The sequence below is a fragment of the uncultured Pseudacidovorax sp. genome (assembly GCF_913773995.1).
Taxonomy (GTDB): Bacteria; Pseudomonadota; Gammaproteobacteria; order Burkholderiales; family Burkholderiaceae_C; genus Xenophilus.
Map to the genome: position 1 here is coordinate 1 of NZ_CAJYES010000205.1, position 20,185 is coordinate 20,185.

Annotated in this window: 17 protein-coding genes; 12 read left to right on the forward strand and 5 right to left on the reverse strand. The window is 70.7% G+C overall.

What is annotated here, in order from left to right:
* Nucleotides 1–210 precede the first annotated feature (210 nt).
* The gene (locus tag QZ772_RS19270; RefSeq protein ID WP_295529588.1) at nucleotides 211–2,526 is read right to left on the reverse strand and encodes a molybdopterin-dependent oxidoreductase; all 2,316 of its coding nucleotides are present in this window, start codon (nucleotides 2,524–2,526) and stop codon (nucleotides 211–213) included.
* A gap of 88 nt (nucleotides 2,527–2,614) precedes the next feature.
* Nucleotides 2,615–3,379, reverse strand: coding sequence for an IclR family transcriptional regulator (locus QZ772_RS19275; RefSeq protein ID WP_295529590.1), 765 nt, complete (start codon nucleotides 3,377–3,379; stop codon nucleotides 2,615–2,617).
* Between the two features lie 176 nt (nucleotides 3,380–3,555).
* Between QZ772_RS19275 and QZ772_RS19280 the strand changes: the two genes are divergently transcribed.
* The 7 genes from QZ772_RS19280 to QZ772_RS19310 all read left to right on the forward strand — a co-directional run bounded on the left by QZ772_RS19280 (nucleotide 3,556) and on the right by QZ772_RS19310 (nucleotide 11,226).
* The gene (locus tag QZ772_RS19280) at nucleotides 3,556–4,722 is read left to right on the forward strand and encodes a CoA transferase (RefSeq protein WP_295529592.1); all 1,167 of its coding nucleotides are present in this window, start codon (nucleotides 3,556–3,558) and stop codon (nucleotides 4,720–4,722) included.
* 5 nt (nucleotides 4,723–4,727) lie between these two features.
* Nucleotides 4,728–5,321: a cysteine dioxygenase gene (locus tag QZ772_RS19285; protein ID WP_295529594.1), complete on the forward strand. Its 594-nt coding sequence runs from the start codon at nucleotides 4,728–4,730 to the stop codon at nucleotides 5,319–5,321.
* Nucleotides 5,318–6,136, forward strand: coding sequence for an enoyl-CoA hydratase/isomerase family protein (locus tag QZ772_RS19290; protein ID WP_295529596.1), 819 nt, complete (start codon nucleotides 5,318–5,320; stop codon nucleotides 6,134–6,136). The genes QZ772_RS19285 and QZ772_RS19290 overlap by 4 nt, the downstream gene beginning before the upstream one ends.
* A gap of 93 nt (nucleotides 6,137–6,229) precedes the next feature.
* On the forward strand, nucleotides 6,230–7,210 hold the full coding sequence (locus tag QZ772_RS19295) for a tripartite tricarboxylate transporter substrate binding protein (RefSeq protein ID WP_295529598.1): 981 nt from the start codon (nucleotides 6,230–6,232) through the stop codon (nucleotides 7,208–7,210).
* An 18-nt stretch (nucleotides 7,211–7,228) separates the two neighbouring features.
* On the forward strand, nucleotides 7,229–9,355 hold the full coding sequence (locus tag QZ772_RS19300) for an acetate--CoA ligase family protein (RefSeq protein WP_295529600.1): 2,127 nt from the start codon (nucleotides 7,229–7,231) through the stop codon (nucleotides 9,353–9,355).
* Between the two features lie 65 nt (nucleotides 9,356–9,420).
* Nucleotides 9,421–10,170, forward strand: a complete 750-nt coding sequence (locus tag QZ772_RS19305) for an enoyl-CoA hydratase-related protein (protein WP_295529603.1) — start codon at nucleotides 9,421–9,423, stop codon at nucleotides 10,168–10,170.
* 69 nt (nucleotides 10,171–10,239) lie between these two features.
* On the forward strand, nucleotides 10,240–11,226 hold the full coding sequence (locus QZ772_RS19310) for a tripartite tricarboxylate transporter substrate binding protein (protein WP_295529605.1): 987 nt from the start codon (nucleotides 10,240–10,242) through the stop codon (nucleotides 11,224–11,226).
* A gap of 27 nt (nucleotides 11,227–11,253) precedes the next feature.
* Here the strand turns inward: QZ772_RS19310 and QZ772_RS19315 are convergent, their stop codons facing one another.
* From QZ772_RS19315 to QZ772_RS19325, 3 genes are all read right to left on the reverse strand, one after another.
* Complete coding sequence (locus QZ772_RS19315; RefSeq protein WP_295529607.1) at nucleotides 11,254–12,717, reverse strand: DUF1501 domain-containing protein; 1,464 nt, start codon at nucleotides 12,715–12,717, stop codon at nucleotides 11,254–11,256.
* A gap of 19 nt (nucleotides 12,718–12,736) precedes the next feature.
* On the reverse strand, nucleotides 12,737–14,434 hold the full coding sequence (locus tag QZ772_RS19320; RefSeq protein ID WP_366510627.1) for a DUF1800 domain-containing protein: 1,698 nt from the start codon (nucleotides 14,432–14,434) through the stop codon (nucleotides 12,737–12,739).
* 505 nt (nucleotides 14,435–14,939) lie between these two features.
* Nucleotides 14,940–15,971 (reverse strand): LacI family DNA-binding transcriptional regulator, encoded by a 1,032-nt coding sequence (locus tag QZ772_RS19325; RefSeq protein ID WP_295529611.1) that lies wholly within the window; start codon nucleotides 15,969–15,971, stop codon nucleotides 14,940–14,942.
* A gap of 125 nt (nucleotides 15,972–16,096) precedes the next feature.
* Between QZ772_RS19325 and QZ772_RS19330 the strand changes: the two genes are divergently transcribed.
* The 5 genes from QZ772_RS19330 to QZ772_RS19350 are packed head-to-tail and all read left to right on the forward strand — an operon-like array spanning nucleotide 16,097 to nucleotide 20,052.
* Nucleotides 16,097–16,963: a dioxygenase gene (locus QZ772_RS19330; RefSeq protein WP_295529613.1), complete on the forward strand. Its 867-nt coding sequence runs from the start codon at nucleotides 16,097–16,099 to the stop codon at nucleotides 16,961–16,963.
* A gap of 43 nt (nucleotides 16,964–17,006) precedes the next feature.
* Entirely contained in the window at nucleotides 17,007–17,771 is a 765-nt protein-coding gene (locus tag QZ772_RS19335; RefSeq protein ID WP_295529615.1) for an SDR family oxidoreductase, read from the forward strand.
* Nucleotides 17,771–18,661 carry a 3-keto-5-aminohexanoate cleavage protein gene (locus QZ772_RS19340; protein ID WP_295529617.1) on the forward strand — a complete coding sequence of 297 codons (891 nt, stop codon included), beginning with the start codon at nucleotides 17,771–17,773 and terminating at the stop codon, nucleotides 18,659–18,661. The genes QZ772_RS19335 and QZ772_RS19340 overlap by 1 nt, the downstream gene beginning before the upstream one ends.
* Nucleotides 18,658–19,665 (forward strand): zinc-binding alcohol dehydrogenase family protein, encoded by a 1,008-nt coding sequence (locus tag QZ772_RS19345; RefSeq protein WP_295529619.1) that lies wholly within the window; start codon nucleotides 18,658–18,660, stop codon nucleotides 19,663–19,665. Before QZ772_RS19340 ends, QZ772_RS19345 begins: the two co-directional genes overlap by 4 nt.
* A gap of 24 nt (nucleotides 19,666–19,689) precedes the next feature.
* Nucleotides 19,690–20,052 (forward strand): cupin domain-containing protein, encoded by a 363-nt coding sequence (locus QZ772_RS19350; protein WP_295529621.1) that lies wholly within the window; start codon nucleotides 19,690–19,692, stop codon nucleotides 20,050–20,052.
* The last annotated feature ends 133 nt before the right edge of the window (nucleotides 20,053–20,185 follow it).

The following is a 20,185-nucleotide window of genomic DNA, read 5'->3' on the forward strand; positions in this document are numbered from 1 at the left end:
CGCTCGATCTGCAGACTGGTCCGACCCGCATGGCCTGGCATCCGCGGCACGAGGCCGACCCGGCCCATGCCTGCCTGCGCGAATGCGTGCAGGCGGTGTTCGACAGCGCGCACAGCGCCGTGCCGCCACCGGCCGTTCAGGCAACGCTCGAACCCCGGTAGCGGGGACGCACGCCACCTCTGGGTGCGTGGGCCGGGCCGGCCGCGGGCCTCAACGCTGTGCGAACGACGGTGGCTCGAAGGCGCGCACTGGCGGCGCGTCGCCGTCCCAGCGTTCGACCTCCACCAGGCAGGATTGCGCGCTGCATCCCTGTGAAAGGCGCGAGGCGCCCCGATCCTGCGTGAGAACGTTGGGGTTGCCGTGGCGGTCGAGCGATCCACCCTTCGCCGTGTCCTCCGGGTCCCACCAGGCGCCGGTGGAGAGCCGCACCAAGCCGCGCTGCACGCCAGCGTCCAGCCGTGCACCCGCCAGGCAGGCCCCACGCGCGTTGTGGATGCGCACCACGTCGCCATCGCGGATGTGCCGCTCCTGCGCGTCCTGCGGATGCAGGAGCACCGGCTCGCGCCCGGCCACCTTGTTGGCCATGCTGCAGGCGGCAAAGTCCAGCTGGCTGTGCAACTTGGTGTGCGGCTGGTCCGAGATCAGGTGGAGCGGATACCGCTGCGCGAGCGGCGCGCCCAGCCATTCGCGCGGCGCCCGCCATACCGGGTGGCCCGGGCAGTCGTCGAGGTCGAAGCCCGCGATGCGCGCGCTGTGGATCTCGATGCGCCCGCTCGGCGTGCGCAGTGGATGTGCCTGCGGATCGGCGCGAAAGGCATCGAGCATCACGACCGGCCCGGCAGGCGCCGGCAGCCGCCATTCGCCCGCCCGCCAGAAATCGTCGAAGGCCGGCAAGGCGATGTCGGCGCCCTTCGCACGCAATGCCGAATCCTCATACAGGCGCCGCAGCCATCCGGCCGTGTCCAGCCCTTCGGTGAAGGCCTGCTCCGCGCCCAGCCGGCGCGCCACCTCGGCAAAGATGGCGTAGTCGTCGCGCGCCTGCCCGGGCGGCGGCGCCACGGCTTTCATCGCGACCATCAGGGGCTCGCGCGTGGCGAAGCCGATGTCGTCGCGTTCCAGGGTCGAGGTGGCGGGCAGGACGATGTCGGCCATGCGGGCATGCGCGTTCCACACCTGCTCGTGGACCACGATGGTGGCGGGCTTGCGCCAGGCACGCGCCAGCCGGTTGAGGTCCTGGTGATGGTGAAAGGGATTGCCGCCCGCCCAGTACACCAGCTGGATGTCGGGGTAGACGTGGCGCGCGCCGTTGTAGTCGAAGCCCCCGCCCGGATCGAGCAGCATGTCGGCGATCCGGGCCACCGGGATGAACGCCTGCACCGGGTTGCGGCCCTGCGGCAACGTGGGGCCGGCAAAACGCGGATGCGGGCTGCCCATCAGGTTGGCGGCGCCGTAGCCCACACCGAATCCACCCCCCGGCAGGCCGACCTGCCCCACGACGCAGCCCAGCGACACCGCCGCCCAGAAAGGCTGCTCGCCGTGTTCGGCACGCTGCAGCGCCCAGGCGACGTTGACGAGCGAGCGCTGCGCGCAGAGATCGCGCGCAAGCGCCCGCAGGCGCGGCGCGGGCACGCCGCTGAGGGCCTCGGCCCATTCGGCGTTCTTGGCCACGCCATCGTGCGTCCCCCGCAGCTCGGCCTCCCACGCATCGAAGCCCACGCAGAAGCGCGCCAGGAATTCGCGATCGTGCAGGCCCGCGGCCACGATCTCGAAGGCCAGGGCCATCATCACTGCCGTGTCCGTGTTGGGGCGCAGGGGGATCCACTCGACGGCCCCTTCGGGCGCATCGAAGTTGTCCCGCACGGGGCTGAAGTTCACCATCCGGCAGCCCGCCGCGGCCAGCGCCGCCAGGCCATGGCGCACGCGATGCTCGGCGGCACCGCCGGCCGAGACCTGGGCATTCTTGGCCGGTATGCCGCCGAAGGCCACCAGCAGGCGCGTGTGGGCCGCCAGCACGTCCCACCCGTGGTGCGCGGCCATCAGCTCGTCCATCGGGGCGACGATGTGCGGCATCAGCACGCGCGCGGCGCCCAGGCTGTAGCTGTCCACGCTGCGCACGTAGCCGCCCACCGCATTGAGCAGCCGATGGACCTGGCTCTGGGCATGGTGGAAGCGCCCAGCGCTCGACCAGCCGTAGGAGCCGCCGAAGATCGCCTCGTTGCCGTAGTCGCTTCGCACGCGAGAGATCTCCTGGGCGACCAGGTCCAGCGCCTCGTCCCACGGTACTTCGACGAAGGGCTCGCGGCCACGCAACGCCGGCTGCGCGCCCGGGCCTTCGCGCAGCCAGCTGCGGCGCACCGCGGGCCGGAGCACGCGCGGGCCGTGGCGGTAGGCGTCGAGCATGGACAGGCCGATGGGCGATGGATCCGGGTCTTCCGGCAGCGCGCGCAGGCCCTGCACCCGGCCATCGCCGTCGCGTGCGATCTCGTAGACGCCCCAGTGCGCCGACGTCAGTTCTCGTTGTCCCATGGATGTCCTCGCGCGGCGGGGCCGCTGCGCCGGAATGCTAGGCCGCTTCCATCCCGCGGACCCAATGTTCCGGAATGCAGAACGGCCGCTAGCGCCACACGGGCAGTCCTTCGCGCGCGCCCATGCGCCGCGAGACCTGCGCGGACGCCTCCACGATGAGCGGCACGAAGGCCTTGACCTGCGCCGCCTTGAAGCGCTCACGCGGGCCCGACAGGCCCAGCCCCGCCACCACCTGGCCGCGCGCGTCCACCACCGGCGCCGCCACGCCGCAGACGTTCTCGTTCCACTCGCCCTTGTTGATGGCATAGCCCTGGAGCCGCACGCGCGCCATCTCGTTGAGGAAGCGCTGCGGATCGCTGATGCTGCGCGGCGTGCGCGCGGTCAGCTTGCGGGACAGCCGTTCGAGCATGGCCGGCGCGTGGAAGGCCAGCATGGCCTTGCCGGTGGCCACGCAGTGGGCCTTGGCGCGGCCGCCGATCTGCGTGTAGGCCCGCACGGGGTTGGGGCTGTCGAGCTTGTGCACGTACACCACTTCGTCGCCGTCGAGCACCGACAGATGCACCGTCTCCTGGCTGCGCTGCAGCAGCTCTTCCATGACCTGCTCGGCATGCACGCGCAGGTCGAGCCGGGCCAGCACGGCCGAGCCGAGCTCCCACAGCTTGATCGACGCCACGTAGCGGCCGCCGCGGGCTTCGCGAAGGATGTAGCCCGACTCGGTCAGCGCCTGCAGGAGGCGATGGACGTTGCTCTTCGCCAGCCCGAGCGCATCCGCGATCTCGGTCAGGCCCAGGGCCCGTTCGCTGTGCGCGAGCAGCTCGACGATCGACAGTCCCTTCAGCAGCGTGTTGTTCATGGCAGTCTCCAGCGGGGCGCGGGATGACGCGGCCGGCCCCGGTCCGCGGGCGCATCGTAGACCAGCTGTTCCGTTTTACGGAACAGTTGTTGTTCATTCGGGAACGTTTCTACCATCGCGTCGAACCGGCGGCCGCTCGTTTCCCGAGTCGGCGCCGGGCCTTCCGGGCTTCTTCCATGACTGCTGCTTCCCTTCCCATCCTTCCCCTGGCCGGCGTGCGCGTGGTCGAGCTGTGCTCGACCGCGTCCGGCCCGTTCTCGACCATGTTGCTGTCCGACATGGGGGCCGACGTGATCAAGATCGAGCCTCCCGCGGGCGACGGGCTGCGCCAGTGGCCACCGCTCAACCAGGGCTACAGCGAGAACTTCGCTTCGCTCAATCGCAACAAGCGCTCGGCCGTGCTGGACCTGAAGAACGCCGACGACCTGGCCACCGCACGCAGGCTGATCCTGCAGGCCGACGTGCTGGTCGAAAACAACCGGCCGGGCGTGATGGACCGGCTCGGCCTGGGTTATGCGGCGATGTCGGCCGAGCGGCCGGACCTGCTGTTCTGCTCGATCTCGGCCTACGGCCAGAGCGGGCCGCGGGCCGGCGAAGGCGGCTTCGACCTCACGATCCAGGCCGCAGCGGGCGTGATGAGCGTGACCGGCGAACCCGACGGCGACCCCGTCAAGTGCGGCGTGCCGCTGTCCGATTTCGCCTCGGGGCTGTATGCGGCCTTTTCCATCGCGGCCATGCTGGCCCACGTCCGCGCGGGCGGTCGCGGGGCGCACATCGACATTCCCATGTTCGGCTGCACGCTGGGCGTGGCCGCGCTGCAGACCAGCGAGTACTTCGGCAACGACCGCAGTCCGGTCAAGCTGGGCTCGGCGCATCCGCGCAACGCACCCTACCAGGCGTTCCGCGCGCAGGACGGCCATTTCGCCATCGCCGCCGGCAACCACAAGCTCTGGCTCGACGTGCTGGGTGTGGTGGACCTGCCCGGCCTGGCACAGGACCCGCGCTTCGTCACCACGACTGACCGGGCCCGCAACCAGGCGGCCTTGCGCGACATCCTGGAAGGCGTCTTCACCACCCGGCCGGTGGCCCACTGGATCGACGCCTTCCATGTGGCAGGCGTGCCGCATGCGCGCATCAACGACTACGCCGCGGCGCTGGACGATCCGCAGACCCTTCACATGGGCTGGGTGCAACCCGTGCAACTGCCGGACGGGCAGACCACGCGCACCTTCACCTCGCCCGTGCGGCTCAACGGCCACGGCTTCCCCATCCGGCGGCGGCCGCCCGCGCTGGGCGAGCACACCGAGGCGCTGCGTGGGCCCGACGTGTGGGGCGCGCGATGACGACGATGGCAGAAGAAGGCCGTCTGTTGGGCTTCGTGCGGGCGATGACTTGCCTGGTGCAGGTCGTTGGCGCCGACGAGGCACAGCTTCTGGCCGGCGCCGCACCGCTCATGCGGGCGTTGGTCGCGCAGGACGACTGGCTGCCCGAGGCCATGGCCCAGCCGCATCCGCAGCACTACCAGCAGCACCTGCTCTACGGCGACCCCCTCGACCGCTTCTCGCTGGTGAGCTTCGTGTGGGGGCCCGGCCAGCAGACGCCGGTGCACGACCACACCGTGTGGGGCATCGTGGCCATGCTGCGCGGCCGCGAATGCAGCCAGCGCTTCGGGCGCGACGCGGACGGGCGGATCGCCGCGCAGGGCGAGGAACACGCGCTCGCCCCCGGCGAGCTGGAGATCCTCTCGCCCGCGCAGGGCGACGTGCACCAGGTGCGCAACGCGCTGCCCGACCGCACCTCGATCAGCATCCATCTCTACGGCGGCAACATCGGTCGCATCGCGCGCCACGTCTTCGTGCCGGGCACGGGCGAAACGAAGCCCTTCGTGTCGCGCTATTCGAACGCGCTGGTGCCCAACCTGTGGGCGGGAGCCTCGGCATGAAGCGGCCGGCTTCGGTGCTGCAGGCGCCCGGGTCCGATGGCACATCGGCAGGGGGCCCGGCGCAAGAGCCTCTGCGCATCCGGCGCGAGGGCGACGTGCTGGAACTGCGGCTGATGCGGCCGGAGCGCGGCAATGCCCTGTCGGCCACGCTGGTCGCCCGGCTGCACGAAGCGGTCATGGACGCCAGCGCCGAACCGCAGCTGCGCCTGCTGGTGCTGAGTGGCGAGGGCCGCCATTTCTGCACCGGCTTCGACCTGTCGGCCCTGGACGCCGAGACCGACGACAGCCTGCTCGCCCGCTTCACCCGCGTCGAGCTGCTGCTGCAGGCCGTGCATGCGGCGCCCTTCCCCACCCTGGCCCTGGCACAGGGCCGAACCATGGGCGCGGGCGCCGACCTGTTTGCCGCCTGCAGCGAGCGCTGGATCGTGGGGGATGCCAGCTTCGCCTTTCCCGGCGCCGCCTTCGGCCTGGTGCTGGGCACGACCCGGCTCGCCGGGCAGGTCGGGCCGGCCCTGGCCTCGGCCTGGATCGAGGGCGGCGCGGTGATCGACGCGGCCGCGGCGCTCGCCGCCGGTCTGGCCACGCGGCACATCGAGGCGACGCAACTGGCGTCCGCCATGGCGGCACTGCAGGCCCGGGGCGCGCGGCTCGATCTGCCCACGCAGCGCGCCATCCATGCCGCCGTGGGCGCCGCCCGCCGGCCCCGTGGCGACGAGGGCGACGCGCAGGACCTGGCCCGGTTGGTGCGCTCGGCCGCCCGGCCCGGCCTGCGCCAGCGCATCGCTGCCTACCGCCAGGCCCAGCGCAGCCCCTGAGCCCGAGCGCCCAAAGCGCCCAAAGCGCCAAAAGTGCCAAAGAGCCCTCTCGAAGGGCCGGCGCGAATGAATCGAACACAAGGAGACAACACCATGACCATCGTCCAACGATCCCGCCTGCTCCTGCCGCTGGCGCTCTGGGCCACCGCGCTGCCGGCCCTCAAGCCCGCCTGGGCCGACGCCCCCTGGCCTGCACGTCCCATACGCATGGTGGTGCCCTTTCCGCCCGGCGGCTCCTCCGACATCCTCGGTCGCTTGGTGGCCGAGCGGCTGGGCCGCGCGCTCGATGCCACTTTCGTCGTGGAGAACAAGGCTGGCGCGACGACGCAGATCGGCACCGAGCTGGTGGCGGCAGCGCCGCCGGACGGCTACACGCTGCTGCTGGGCGCGGCTTCCAGCTTCACGGTGCTGCCCAACCTGCGCAAGCTCAGCTATGGCCTGGACAGCTTCGAGGCAGTCGGCGGCGTCGCCGACTACGTGGCCGTGATGGCGGTGCGCAAGAGCTTGCCCGTGACCAGCGTGCGCGAATTCGTGGACTACGCCAAGGCCCATCCGGGCAAGCTGTCCTTCGGCTCGGCAGGCGAGGCATCGGCTGGCCATGTGTACGGCGCCACCCTGGCACGAGACACCGGCATCCAGGTGCTGCACGTGCCCTTCCGTGGCTCCGCCGATGCCGTGACCGCACTGGCCGCGGGCGAGATCGACTTCATCATCGACGGCGCCATCACGCCGATGGTCAAGGCCGACCGCGTGCGGCCGCTGGCCACCTTCTATCGACGCAGGCACCCGGAGTTGCCGCAGCTGCCCACGCTGGCCGAAGCCGGCTTCGACATCGAGACCTCGCGCGGCTCCGGCTGGGGCGTGCTCGCGCCCAAGGGCACGCCAAGGGCCATCCTGGGCCGGTTGTCGCAGTCGCTGCAGGCGCTGCTGCAGACCGCGGAGGTGCAGGAGGCCCTGGTGCGCGCCAACTCCATCGCCGCCTGGCAAACGGCCGAGGCCTTTCGCGCCGGCCTGGTCGCCGACGAAAAGATGTATGCCCAGCTGTTGCCGGCCATCGGCGTGCGGCGCAACTGAAGAAGGACGAGACAAGCCATGAACCCCGCCACCTTTGCTAGCTTCGCGCCGGCCCGCCAGTCGGTGCGCCAGATCCTGCATCCGCAGGGCGTCGCGATCATCGGCGCCTCCGACAGCCCCGACAAATGGGGCGGCCGGCTGCTGCGCTACATGCTGCGCCACCGCCACGACGGCGCGCTCTATCCCATCAATGCGCGCGCCACCGAGCTGATGGGCCTGCCGGCCTATGCCAGCGTGACCGACTGTCCCGGGCCGGTGGACCTGGCCATCCTGCTCGTGCCGCGCGACCGGGTGCTGGCCAGCCTGGAGGAGTGCGTCGCCAAGGGCGTGGGATGCGCCCTTTGCATCACCGCCGGCTTCGCCGAAACGGGCCCGCGCGGCCGGCAGGACGAGCAGGCGCTGGTCGCCCTGGCCCGCGCCGGCGGCATGCGGCTGATCGGGCCCAACTGCATGGGCCTCATGAACACGCACCACAACCTGGCGGCGACGACCGGTGTGGTCATGGGCAGCATCGACCGGCTGCCTACGGGCGGCATCGGGCTGGCCAGCCAGAGCGGGGCGCTGATGGGCGCCATGATCTCGCGCGGCGTGGACATCGGCGCCGGCTTCTCCGCCACCGTGTCCGTGGGCAACCAGAGCGACCTGGACCTCAACGACTTCTTCGAGTACCTGATCGACGACCCGCGCACCGACGTCGCCTGCCTCTACATGGAAGGCGTGAAGGACGCCGTGCGCTTCACCGCCCTGCTCGCGCGTGCGGCGGCGGTGGGCAAGCCGGTGTGCATCGCCAAGTCGGGCCGCAGCGAGGCGGGAGCGCGGGCCGCGGCCTCGCACACCGCCAGCCTGGCGGGTGCCTGGCCGGCGTTCGAGGCCGTGTGCCGCGCGCATGGCGTCTACCTGTTCGAAACCATCTATGACCTGCTGCAGGGCGCGCAGATCCTGCAGCGCGGCAAGCGGCCCACCTCGCGCGGTGTGGCCGTGATGTCGGGCTCGGGCGGTGGCGGTGCGCTGCTGGTCGATGCCCTGCAGTCCCACGGCCTGGTGCTGCCCGCGCTGGATGCGGGCACCGAAGCCGGCCTCGCCGCCGTGCTGCCGGCCACCCACCGGCAGTTGCCGCTGGACTTCGGCATGCTGGACCACACCGCGCTGCCCGACCCCGAGGTGGCCGGCGGCTCGGTCGGCATCGCGCTGGACCGCGCCCTGGCCGATGAGGCCGTGGGCCTGGGCATCCTGCTGCTCACCACCCAGCCGCAGCAGGAGCGGGTGGCCGAGGCGGCGCTGGCGGTGGACGCGCGCAGCGCCAAGCCGCTGCTGTTCGTGCAGGGCGCCGGCAACCATGGCGAGCCGGCCCGCGCGGCCTTGCGCCAGGTCGGCATGGGCTACTTCGACAGCCCGCACGACGCGCTGAAGGTGGCCGCTGCGCTGGCCGCGCGTCAGCCGCCGGCGGCCGTGCCGCAGCGCGAATGCCGTGGCCATGTGCCGGCCGGCCTGGCCGCGGGCTTCCTCACCGAACCCGATGCCCGCCGCTTGCTGGAAGCGAACGACATCCCGGTCACGCGCTGGGAATTCGCGGCCGACATCGATACCGCCGTCGCTGCCGCCCGGCGCCTGGGCGGGCCGGTGGCCATCAAGGCCGTGAGCGCCGCCATCATCCACAAGAGCGACATCGGCGGCGTGCGGCTGGGCGTCGAGGGCGATGCGCAGGTGCGGCAGGCCTGCCAGGCCATCGCCGACGCGGCGCACTGCGCGGGCGTGGCGGTGCTGGATGGCTTCCTCGTCACCGAGATGGTCCGGGCCGATGTCGAACTCATCGCCGGCATCCAGAACGATCCCGACTTCGGGCCGCTGGTGATGGTCGGTGCCGGTGGCGTGCTGGTCGAGCTCATGAAGGACGTGCAGCTCGCACCGGCACCGCTGTCGATGGACACCGCCCGCGCCATGCTGCGCGGCCTGGCCAGTTTCGCCTTGCTGGATGGCTACCGCGGCCGCGCCCCGGCCGACCTTGACGCGCTGGCCGCCCTGCTGGTGCAGTTGGGCGAGCTGGCCGCCGCGCACGGCGGGCGGGTGCGCGAGCTGGACATCAACCCGCTCTTCGTGCGCGGCGCGCACATCGTGGCCGCCGACGCACGCGCCACGCTGGGTTGACCGCCCATTGCCATTGCATCCCTGTCCTCGCCTGCTTCTTCCGCCCCACCCCAAGGAGTCAACGAATGCCTGCCATCAACGACGCCGTCGACTACACCTCCCACGACGCGATCGCCTGCATCACCCTCACGCGCGCGGCCATGCGCAATGCCATCAACAACGACGTGGTGCAGGGCCTGCACGAGGCCTGGCGCCGCTTCGCCCACAGCGATGACCGCGTGGCCGTGCTCACCGCGCAGGGCGACCAGGCCTTCTCTTCCGGGGCTGACCTCAAGGACCTGCCGCGCGACGTGTGGCTCGCCATGCCCAACCTGTCGGTGCCCTGCGACAAGCCGATCATCGCGGCCGTCAACGGCTATGCCGTGGGCGCAGGCGCGACCGCCGTGATGCTGGCCGATATGGCGGTGGCCGAGGAACAGGCCACCTTCATCTATCCCGAGGCCAAGATCGGCGCCTTCGCCGGCATCATGGGCGGCTTCGCGCCCCGCATGCAGTACAAGGCCGGCCTCGAATGGCTGATGACCGGCGACCCGATGACGGCGCAGCGCGCCTACGAGATCGGCCTGGTGAACCGGCTGGCGCCTCAGGGCCAGGGCAAGGCCATGGCGATGGAACTGGCGACCAAGATCGCGCGCAACGCGCCGCTGGTGGTGCAGGCCATGAAGAGCATCTCGCGCAGCGTGTTGCCCAAGTCCTCGACCGAGCAGTACTACCCGCAGCGGGTGATGCTGGACCGCATCGCGCTGAGCGAGGACTTGCAGGAGGGTGTGGCCTCCTTCCGCGACAAGCGTCCGCCGCGCTTCACCGGCCGTTGAGGCGCTGCCGCAACGCACCTGCGCACCGCTTGTCCATTCGCCCTCACCTCGCTTCGACAGGAGACTGCCATGACCCTCCCACGACGCCGCTTCTGCACCGGCACCGCCGCCGCGGCGGCCGCTCTCGCCCTGCCCCTGCCGGCGCGCATCGCCCGCGCCCAGTCCGCCGGCTGGCCCGACAAGCCGATCCACTTCATCACGCCCTATCCCCCAGGCGGACTGTCGGACCAGATCACCCGCTTCATTGCCGAGCGCACCGGTCGTGAGCTGGGGCAGGCGGTGGTCGTCGACAACAAGCCGGGCGCCGGTGCCACGCTGGGCACCGAATGGGCCGCGCGCGCCGCGCCCGACGGCTACAGTTTCCTGGTCGCGCCCACGGCCGCCGTGGCGGTGGCACCCTGGCTGCGCAAGGTGCGCTTCACCGCGGACGACTTCGTGCCGGTGGCCAAGCTCACCTCCAGCTATGGCCTGGTGACGGCCCGCCGCGATGCGCCGTGGAGCAGCTACCGGGACTTCGTCGAAGCGGCCCGCCAGGCGCCGGGCAAGTACACCTTCGCGTCCAACGGCGTGGGCTCGATCGTGCACCTGACCGGCGTGCTGCTGCACAAGCAGGCGGGCATCGAGGTGGTGCACGTGCCGTACAAGGGCTCGATGGAGTCGATGACCGACCTGATCGGCGGGCGGGTCGACGTGATGTACGACCCCGTGACGCTGCCGCGGGTGAAGGACGGCAGCCTGCGCGGTCTGGTCAGCACCACGTCCACCCGCAACCCCGAGCTGCCGGAGCTTTCCACGCTCAAGGAGCAGGGCTTCGACATCGACACCCGCAGCTGGTTCGGCCTGTTCGCGCCCAAGGGCACGCCAGCCGAGATCGTCGGGCGCACCGCAGAGGCGGCGCGCAGGGCCATGGCCGCCCCGGGCGCGCGCCAGCAGCTTCAGCTCTCGGCCATGTACCCCGACTTCGAGGAGCCGGCGCGCTTCCATCAGCGCGTGCGCGAGGACAGCGCCTTCTTCCAGGCCCTGATCCGCAAGGAGAACATCCAGGCTGAAAGCTGAAGCCTCCAGTCGCTGCGTGACGGCCGTTCAGGCCGCCATGAACCCCACGTCGCGCGGATAGGCGATGCCGTTCGCGCTACCGCCGAAGTTGCGCAGGTTGGGCAGGATGCGGAGTTGGTCCGCATCGGCCACACCGAACCACTTGGCCAGCGTGGCGGCGTACTGGTCCACCGAGGTGGTGGGCAGCAGCCGGCCCTGGCCCACATGCCACTGGTCGGCGTCGGTGCTGGTGTTGCCCACGCTCACCGGCGGGGGCGTGCCGTAGAAGGACTTGCCGCGCACCGCGCCCCCCACGATGAAGTGGTGGCTGCCCCAGCCGTGGTCGCTGCCGTCGCCGTTGCTCGACAGCGTGCGGCCGAAGTCCGAAGCCGTGAACTGCGTGACGCTGCCGCCCAGACCCAGGTTGTCCATCTGCGCCTGGAAGGCGGCCATGGCGTCCGACACCTTGCCCAGCAGCCCGCCATGGTTGGCGATGAGGTTGTCGTGCAGGTCGAAGCCGCCCAGCGAGACGAAGAACACCTGCCGCCGCACGCCCAGGCTGCTGCGCCCGCGGATCAGCCGCGCCACCATGGCGAGCTGGTCGGCCAGGCTGTTGTTGGCCGGGAAGGTGCCGCTGGCAAAGGCCGAGCCGATGGCGCCGTTGACCGTGTCGGCGGCACCGATGGCGCGGGCCGTCACGCGGTTGTATTCGTTCTCCAGCACATGGCTGCGCGGCTGCTGCACCAGCTGGGCCAGCGCGGTGTTCAGCTTGCGCGAGCCGAAGGTGCTGCCGCCGCTGCGGGCCGGGTTGATGGCCACGGCGCCGCTGGTGCCCACCTGGTAGCACAGCGCGTTGTCGCCGGAGAGGAAGACCGCGTTGCCGGTCACCGAGATGCAGGTGAAGGTGGCGCCCGTGTTGCCAGCCAGGAACTCGTCGGCGATGTTGCCGCCCCAGCCCACGGTCGCGCCCTCGGGCGAGGAGGACTGCCACACCGACTGCTGGTCGTTGTGCGAGAACAGGTTGCGCGGCACCGGGTAGGTGGTGCGGTTGCCGCCCGCGTACTGCGCGCGTGTCATGGGCACCACCAGCGGGCCCACGTTGAGCATCACCGCGGCCTGGCCGGCGTGGAACAGCCGGGCCATGGACGTCATGGAGGGATTCAGCGCGTACTCGCGCCCGCCAGCCAGCGCGGTCGTGGGTGCCAGACGCGTGGCGGCCAGGGCCGAGTCCTTGGCCAGGGCGATGCCGCCCTGCGCCTGCGGGATGCGGATGGCGCTGTACGCGGCATGGCTGGCGTCGTCGTAGGTGACGACGGTGTTGGCGTAGTCGTTGCCACCATAGAGGAAGACGCAGACCAGCGCCTTGTAGTCGTTGGCGGACTGCGCTGCGGCGTCGCCCATGGCGGCCAGGCTCAGGGCCCAGGGCATGGCGCTGCCCGCCAGGCCCAGGTGGCCCGCGCGGCGCAGGAAGGCGCGCCGGCTGTGCCGTGCGTCGGTGTCGATGAGATGCATGGAAAGAAAAATCAGGCGGTCACTTCTGGACCAGGTATTCGGGGCAGCTCATGACCAGCAGCACCGCGGCGGTGATGCGGTTGAGCTTGACGGCATCCGTGCTCGATGCGGTGACGGGCGGATCGCTCAGCGCGTCGATGATCAGCGCGCGCGTGGCCGTCGACAGCTGGTTGGCAGTCAGCACGAGCGACAGCTGATCGACCAGCGCCGCCGGGTCGAGCACCAGCGCCTTCTCGCGCGTGTAGGCGGCCAGCACGTCGCGGCTGTTGAAGCCGGCCTGCAGGATGCTCGCCATGAAGTTGATGTAGCCGCCGACGCCCGTCTCGTTGACGATCTGGAACTCCGGCGCCACCAGCCCCTGCGTGGCCAGGGCGGTGGACGGCGGCACATAGCCCGGTCGGAAGAAATTGAACACCGAAGGCGAGCGCAGTGGGCTCTGGCCCAGGCCGAAGATGCTGCTCGACAGGTTGCCGATGCGCCAGGTGCCGGCTGCCGACGTGACGCCGAAGCTGCGCGCCCATTGCGCCAGTCGCACCATGGGCTCGCGCACGTGGCCCCAGGTGGGCGCCGTCAGGCCCTCGGGACCGCGGGCCTCGTTGTCCAGCAGCACGGCGGCGACCACGCTCTTGATGTCGCCGCGCACACCGGCGCCGTTGTTCACGAACACATCCGCCACGCGCCGCACGTAGTCGGGCGAGGGATTGCTGCACACCAGCCGCTGGATCAGCTGACGGCTGATGAAGGGCGCGGTGTTGGGATGGTTGACCAGCGCGTCGAGCGCGATGCGCAGCGCCTCGGCGCCCGACGTGCCGGCGGCGATGCTGGTGCCCAGGAAGCGCACCGCCAGCGTGGAATGCCGCGAGGCATTGAGCGCCATGGGCCGCTGCGTCCAGGCGTTGCTCTCGATGGCATTGCCGGCGCCGGGCAGCGTGACGGTGCCCGACTCGCCGCTGCGGATGTCCAGGTCGTAGCCGGTGAACACGCGGGCAAGGTTGGTGACGTCGTCCAGCGTGTAGGTGTCCAGCGGGCGGCCGTTGGCATCCACTTTCTGGCGGCCGTCCTGCTCAAGCTGCACGAGGCCGATGGTCATCAGCTGCATCACCTCGCGGGCATAGTTCTCGTCGGGCTGGCGGCCGGTGCTGGCGTTTTCCTTCTGGTTGCCACGCGTGTTGAGGAAAAGGCCCATGGCCGGATTCAGCGTCACGTCCTGCAGGAGCTGGCGGAAGCTGCCGCGCGTGCCGGCCACCAGCATGTCCCAGTACTGCGCCATGGCATGGACCGGCCAGTTGCTGCCGATGGAGCCGGCCGAGACCACGAAGATCTCCGACAGGGCCAGCGCCACCCTCTGCCGCAAGGCATCCGACGGCACGATGAGCTGGCGCCATGCCATGGCGTCCACGTCGAGCGTGTTGGCCGTGGAGCGATAGGGCAGCGATTCAAGCCAGGCCCAGGCGGTCTGGCTGGCCGGCGCGTCGAACTGCGTCGACAGCCAGGCGCGATAGCCCTGGCTGCGTACCGTCGCGATGTCCTCGGGCGTCGCCGAGAACTGGGCCTGCAGCAGAAAGCGCGCGGCTTCCGCATCGCTTTGCGGCTGCAGGTAGCGGTAGGTCTGCGCGGTGGCCGTGTTGGCCAGGGCGCCGAGCGCGGGCCCGCCGCTGCCGGACGCCGCCGCGGGCGCGGGCGAGGCCGCGGTCGATCCCAGGCCGATCGGCAGCACGCCGCCGCCGCCACCCCCTCCTCCGCCGCCGCATGCGGCCAGCGTAGCCGAGGCCAGACCGGCTGCCCAGGCCGCACCGTGGCCGTCGGCCGCTGGCGTCGCAGGCCGCGGTGCCCTCGTCTCCGGTCCCTGCTCCTGCAAGGCCGATGCCGCAGTCGCTGCGGCCGTTTGCTCCACCGTTGCCGGGCCTTCCATCACTTCACCCATTCACTCACCTTCGTCATGACGCGGCGACCGCAGTCCTCATTGGCCGCAGCACGTCCCCACTGCTGAAAACGGAGGCAACAGTCATGCCGACCTGCTATGCCAACGGCCGGAGGCGGAGCAATACACAGAAAGTTTTAGCAAGTCGAAGACTTGCAGGCAGGAACGAGACAAATGTGTCAATTCGTGAATTAATTGACAAACTTGTCACGTCCTGCCGCTGTGGCATCTGGCGTCCGGCCTGGCGTTGGCGGCCGAGTCGCCCCCACGGAGCCGCACGCGGAGCGCGCGGCCGAACGCATCAATACGCAGCCGGGGCCGAAGTGGATGCACGCACGACGAGCTCGGGCCGCAGCACCACCGTGGAGGCCAGCAGCGCCTGGCCCTCGATGGCCTGGAACAGCATCTCCGCCGCCTGCCAGCCCAGCTCGCGGTGCGGCAGGCGGATGGTGGTGAGGGGCGGATCGACCATGTCCACCAGCGGCATGTCGTTGTGGCCGGTGATGGAGATGTCCTGCGGAATGCGCAGGCCCGCCGCTCGCAGCACGTCGTAGGCACCCAGCGCCACCAGGTCGTTGCAGCAGACCACGGCTTCGGGCCGCTTGCCGCTGCTTTCCAGCAGCACGCGCATGGCCTGCTGGCCGGCCTCGCGGCTGTAGCTGTCGCATTCGACGATGCGCGGCGCGGGCAGACGGTGGTCGCGCAGCGCCTGCTCCACGCCCTGGCGGCGACCCACGCCGGTGGGCACGGTCTGCGGGCCGGCCAGGTGCGCGATGCGGCGATGGCCCAGGGCCACGAGGTGATCGACGGCCAGCTTCATGGCCAGGCGGTCGTCGCTCACCGCGGCGGGCAGGCGGCCGCTCTCGTCGGCGCGATTGACCATCACCGCATGCATGCCGCTGTCGCGCACGAAGTCGATCAGCGGGTCTTCGCGCAGCGCGATGGCCATGACCAGGCCGTCGATCTGCTGCGCCTTCATGCGCGCCAGAATGGGCTGCGCCAGCTGCGGGTCGCCCACGTTGGCCACGAAGACGAAGTAGCCGCGCGCCGCCGCCGCGGCCTCGATGCCCTGCAGGATGGGCGGAAACACCGGGTTGGTGATGTCCGGCAGCAGCACGCCGATGGTGTGGGTGCGCCCGGTGCGCAGTGCCGAGGCCGCGCGGTTGGGCTGATAGCCCAGGCGGCGGGCCGTCTCTTCGACCAGTTCGAGCACCTCCTTGCTGATGCGCTTGCGCCGCGCCGGATCGAGGGCGCGCGAGACGGTCGACACATGCACGCCGCTGGCGGTGGCGACATCGCGGATGGTGACCTTGGGCGGCTTGGCGGCTTTCATGTGTGCAAACGTTTGCCTTGCAGCGCTTGCGCTGTCAAGAGGATCAATGCTGCGATTGTGCCCTTTGCTTTGCGCTGGATCAGTGCCAATAATGTGCAAACGTTTGCACACGGAGCTCCCAGGTCATGAACATCGTGACGACCCCCGACTCGGTCCTTCCCATCGCCCTGGACGCGATGGCCCGCACCCCCGACCCCCGGCTGCGCGAGGTGATCGCGTCGCTCACCCGCCACCTGCATGCCTTCGTGCAGGAGGTGAAGCTCAGCGAAGAGGAGTTCGAGCAGGCGCTGGACTTCATCGTCGCCATCGGCCAGGCCACCGGCGAGAAGAAGAACGAGGTGGTATTGGCCGCCGACATCCTGGGCATCTCGACCCTGGTGGCGCTGCAGAACAACCAGGATCCGCAGGGCGAGTCGCCCTCCGCCCTGCTCGGCCCTTTCTGGCGCGCCAATGCGCCGGACTGCGCCTGCGGCGATTCCATCGCCCGCTCGGGCACGCCGGGCGTGCCGCTCTTCGTCTCCGGCGTGGTGCGTGACGGCCAGGGTCGACCGCTGGCCGATGCCATGGTGGACGTGTGGCAGGCCTCGCCCGTGGGCCTGTACGAGAACCAGGACCCGACGCAGGAGAACATGAACCTGCGCGGCCGCTTCCGCACCGACGCCGAAGGCCGCTACCACTTTCGAAGCGTGCGGCCCGCCGGCTACCCCGTGCCGGTGGACGGGCCCTGCGGCGTGCTGCTGAAGGCCCAGCGGCGCCACCCCAACCGGCCGGCCCACTTGCACTTCATGGTGAGCAAGCCGGGCTTCAAGGTGCTGGTCAGCCAGGTCTATGCCGACGACGACGAGAACCTCGAAAGCGACCCGACCTTCGGCGTCACGCGCCGGCTGATCGGCCGCTATGCGCTGAAGCCCGATGGCAAGAGCGCCACGCTGGCCTACGACTTCCAGCTGGAGCCGGGCGAGACCAAGTTCCCGCGGCCACCGATTCCCTGAGCCCTATCCCTTTCGCAACTCCTTCTTCCATGACTGCAAGACCATGAGCTTCACCCCTGTTTCACGCCTGGACGGCAAGGTGGCCGTCATCACCGGCGGGCTGGGCGCCATCGGCTATGCCAGCGCGCAGCGCCTGGCCGCCCTGGGCGCCACCTGCGTGCTGCTGCACCGCAAGGCCGAGGACGCCGCTGCCCGTGCCGCCGCCCTGCCCTCGGCCGAAGGCCAGCGTCACGGCGCCCTGCGCGCCGACATCGTCGACAGCGCCAGCCTGCAGGCCGCCGCCGCGCAGGTGAAGGCCGATCACGGCCGCTGCGACATCCTGGTCAACAGCGCCGGCCACACACGGCCGGTGGCCGCGGCCGACCTCGACGGCCTGACCGACGAACTGATCGACGAGCTGCTGCGGGCCAACTTCCGCGGCGTGTTCGCCACCATCCGTGCCTTCGTGCCGTTGCTGAAGGCCAGCGGCGACGGGCTGATCGTGAACGTGTCCTCCATCGCCGGCTTCACCGGCGTGGGCAGCAACCTGGCCTATGTGGCCGCCAAGGCCGGCCTGGACGTGGTTGGCGATGCGCTGGCCAAGGCGCTGGCGCCAGCGGTGCGCGTGGTGTCGGTCTCGCCCGGCGCGGTGGAGTCGGGCTTCGTGCCCGGCCGCGGCGAGGACTTCAAGAACAAGATGGCCACGACCACGCCGCTGGGCCGCATCGGCCTGCCCGACGACGTGGCCGCCACGGTCGAGGCGCTGGCCACCACGCTGCGCTTCGTGACCGGCACGCGCATCGTGGTGGATGGGGGGAGGCACCTGTGATGAACAAGACGCTGATTACTTGTGCGGTCACGGGCAACCTGGTGAAGCCGGAGCAGACCCCGCACCTGCCCATCACGCCCACGCAGATCGCCGACGAATGCCTGGCCGCGGCCGAGGCGGGCGCGGGCCAGGTGCACATCCATGTGCGCGACCCCGGCACCGGCAAGCCGTCGATGGAGGTGGCGCTCTACCGCGAGGTGGTCGAGCGCATCCGCCGCCACGACCGCGAACTCGTCATCAACCTCACCACCGGCCCCGGCGGGCGCTTCGTGCCGAGCGAGGACGACCCCAAGGTCTACGCCCCCGGCACCTCGCTGCTGCCGCCGGAGCGGCGCGTCGAGCACATCGCGCTGATCAAGCCCGATGTCTGCTCGCTGGACCTCAACACCATGAACAGCGGCCCGGACGTCGTGATCAACACGCCGAAGAACGTGCGCCGCATGGCCAAGGTGATCCGCGAGGCGGGCGTCAAGCCCGAGCTGGAGATCTTCGACTCCGGCGACATCAACCTGGCGCTGGACCTGATCGCCGACGGCACGCTCGACGGCCCCGGCATGTGGACCTTCGTGCTGGGCGTGAAGTACGGCTTCGCGCCCACCCCCGAGACGCTGCTTTACGCCCGCAACATGCTGCCGCGCGGCGCCTTCTGGAGCGCCTTCGGCATCGGCCGCATGGAGTTTCCGATCGTGGCCCAGGCCTGGCTCATGGGCGGCCATGTGCGGGTGGGCATGGAAGACAACATCTATCTGTCGCACGGTGTGCTGGCAGAAAGCAATGCCCAGCTGGTGGCCAAGGCGCGCGACATCATCCGCAGCCTGGGCGGCCAGGTGGCCAGCGGCGCCGAGGCGCGCCAGATGCTCGGCCTGCCGGCCGCAGGAGCCGCACGATGAACGCCGTTTCGAACCCCAAAGTCAACGGCTCCGCGCGCGCCCTGCGCGTGGAGCAGAAGTCCGCCGATCTGGCGTCGCTGCAGCTCGCCATCGTCGACCAGCCGCCGCCCACGCCTGCCGCCGGGATGGCGGTGGTGCAGGTCGGTGCCGCCGCCGTCAACCCCAGCGACGTGAAGGCCACGCTGGGCCTGATGCCCAAGGCCGTGTGGCCGCGCACGCCGGGCCGCGACTTTGCCGGCACGGTGATCGCCGGGCCCAGCGCCTGGATCGGCCGCGAGGTCTACGGCTCCGGCGGCGACGTGGGCATCACCCGCGACGGCTCGCATGCGCGCTACCTGCTGCTGCCCGAGGCCGCGCTGCGCGAGCGCCCGCGCAACATCTCGATGGACGAGGCCGGCGCCGTGGGCGTGCCCTTCGTGACGGCCTACGAGGGCTTCCGCCGCAGCGGCATGCCGCAGGCGGGCCAGGTGGTGCTGGTGCTGGGTGCCAACGGCAAGGTGGGCCAGGCGGCGGTGCAGCTCGCGGCGCAGGCTGGCGCCCGGGTGATCGCCGTGCAGCGCCGGCCGGGGCCCTTCGACGGCTTTGCCTGTGCGCCGGTCGACGTCATCGACGCTAGCCAGGAAGACGTGGCCGCCCGCGTGCTCGAACTCACCGGCGGGCGCGGGGCCGACGTGGTCTACAACACCGTCGGCAGCGCCTACTTCGAGGCCGCCAACAAGTCCATGGCCAAGGGGGCGACGCAGATCTTCATCGCCACCCACGACCGGGCCGTGCCCTTCGACATCTTTGCCTTCTACCGGGGCATGCACACCTACGTGGGCATCGACTCGCTGGCCATGGACTGCGTGGCCTCGACCGCGCAGCTGGACGCGATGCGCGAGGGCTTCGAGCGCGGCACCCTCAAGCCCTTCCCGGTGGCGCGCAGCTTCGGGCTGGACGAGGCGCTGCAGGCCTATCGGCAGGTGCTCTCGGGCAGCACCGACCGCGTGGTGCTGCGGCCCTGAGCGCGAGCAACGGAGACGACCGCCATGCACGTCACCCGCTTCGACCAGGCGCCCGCCTATGAGGCGCCCCGCCATTTCGACATGCGCTGCCTGCGCCTGCAGGGCAAGGAGGCCGGGCCTTCCGAGCAGATGTGGATGGGCATGAGTCAAGTCCTGCCCGGTGGCCACACCGGCCTGGACGGCTCGCCCATGGAAAAGCTCTATCTCGTGCTCGAAGGCCGGCTCACCGTCATCGGCGAGCTCGATGGGCAGACCGAGGAGCAGGAGCTCGGCCCCTACGACTCCTGCCGCTTCGCGCCGGGCGAGAAGCGGCAACTGGTCAACCGCAGCAACCGGCCGGTGCTGGTGGCGCTGGTGATGCCGAACGAGGCGCCAGGGCCCAAGTGATCCCCCAACCGTTCACGCTGACCCCAACCGTTCAAGCTGACACCCAACCGTTCACGCTGACCCCCAACCGTTCACGCTGAGCTTGTCGAAGCGCCGCGCGAGGCTTCGACAGGCTCAGCCCGAACGGTGGGTG

What these genes read in the sequence shown, in the direction of transcription:
- QZ772_RS19270 (WP_295529588.1), bottom strand. Translation starts at nt 2,526, where the DNA reads ATGGGACAACGAGAACTGACGTCGGCGCACTGGGGCGTCTACGAGATC.
- QZ772_RS19275 (WP_295529590.1), bottom strand. Translation starts at nt 3,379, where the DNA reads ATGAACAACACGCTGCTGAAGGGACTGTCGATCGTCGAGCTGCTCGCG.
- QZ772_RS19280 (WP_295529592.1), top strand. Translation starts at nt 3,556, where the DNA reads ATGACTGCTGCTTCCCTTCCCATCCTTCCCCTGGCCGGCGTGCGCGTG.
- QZ772_RS19285 (WP_295529594.1), top strand. Translation starts at nt 4,728, where the DNA reads ATGGCAGAAGAAGGCCGTCTGTTGGGCTTCGTGCGGGCGATGACTTGC.
- QZ772_RS19290 (WP_295529596.1), top strand. Translation starts at nt 5,318, where the DNA reads ATGAAGCGGCCGGCTTCGGTGCTGCAGGCGCCCGGGTCCGATGGCACA.
- QZ772_RS19295 (WP_295529598.1), top strand. Translation starts at nt 6,230, where the DNA reads ATGACCATCGTCCAACGATCCCGCCTGCTCCTGCCGCTGGCGCTCTGG.
- QZ772_RS19300 (WP_295529600.1), top strand. Translation starts at nt 7,229, where the DNA reads ATGAACCCCGCCACCTTTGCTAGCTTCGCGCCGGCCCGCCAGTCGGTG.
- QZ772_RS19305 (WP_295529603.1), top strand. Translation starts at nt 9,421, where the DNA reads ATGCCTGCCATCAACGACGCCGTCGACTACACCTCCCACGACGCGATC.
- QZ772_RS19310 (WP_295529605.1), top strand. Translation starts at nt 10,240, where the DNA reads ATGACCCTCCCACGACGCCGCTTCTGCACCGGCACCGCCGCCGCGGCG.
- QZ772_RS19315 (WP_295529607.1), bottom strand. Translation starts at nt 12,717, where the DNA reads ATGCATCTCATCGACACCGACGCACGGCACAGCCGGCGCGCCTTCCTG.
- QZ772_RS19325 (WP_295529611.1), bottom strand. Translation starts at nt 15,971, where the DNA reads ATGAAAGCCGCCAAGCCGCCCAAGGTCACCATCCGCGATGTCGCCACC.
- QZ772_RS19330 (WP_295529613.1), top strand. Translation starts at nt 16,097, where the DNA reads ATGAACATCGTGACGACCCCCGACTCGGTCCTTCCCATCGCCCTGGAC.
- QZ772_RS19335 (WP_295529615.1), top strand. Translation starts at nt 17,007, where the DNA reads ATGAGCTTCACCCCTGTTTCACGCCTGGACGGCAAGGTGGCCGTCATC.
- QZ772_RS19340 (WP_295529617.1), top strand. Translation starts at nt 17,771, where the DNA reads ATGAACAAGACGCTGATTACTTGTGCGGTCACGGGCAACCTGGTGAAG.
- QZ772_RS19345 (WP_295529619.1), top strand. Translation starts at nt 18,658, where the DNA reads ATGAACGCCGTTTCGAACCCCAAAGTCAACGGCTCCGCGCGCGCCCTG.
- QZ772_RS19350 (WP_295529621.1), top strand. Translation starts at nt 19,690, where the DNA reads ATGCACGTCACCCGCTTCGACCAGGCGCCCGCCTATGAGGCGCCCCGC.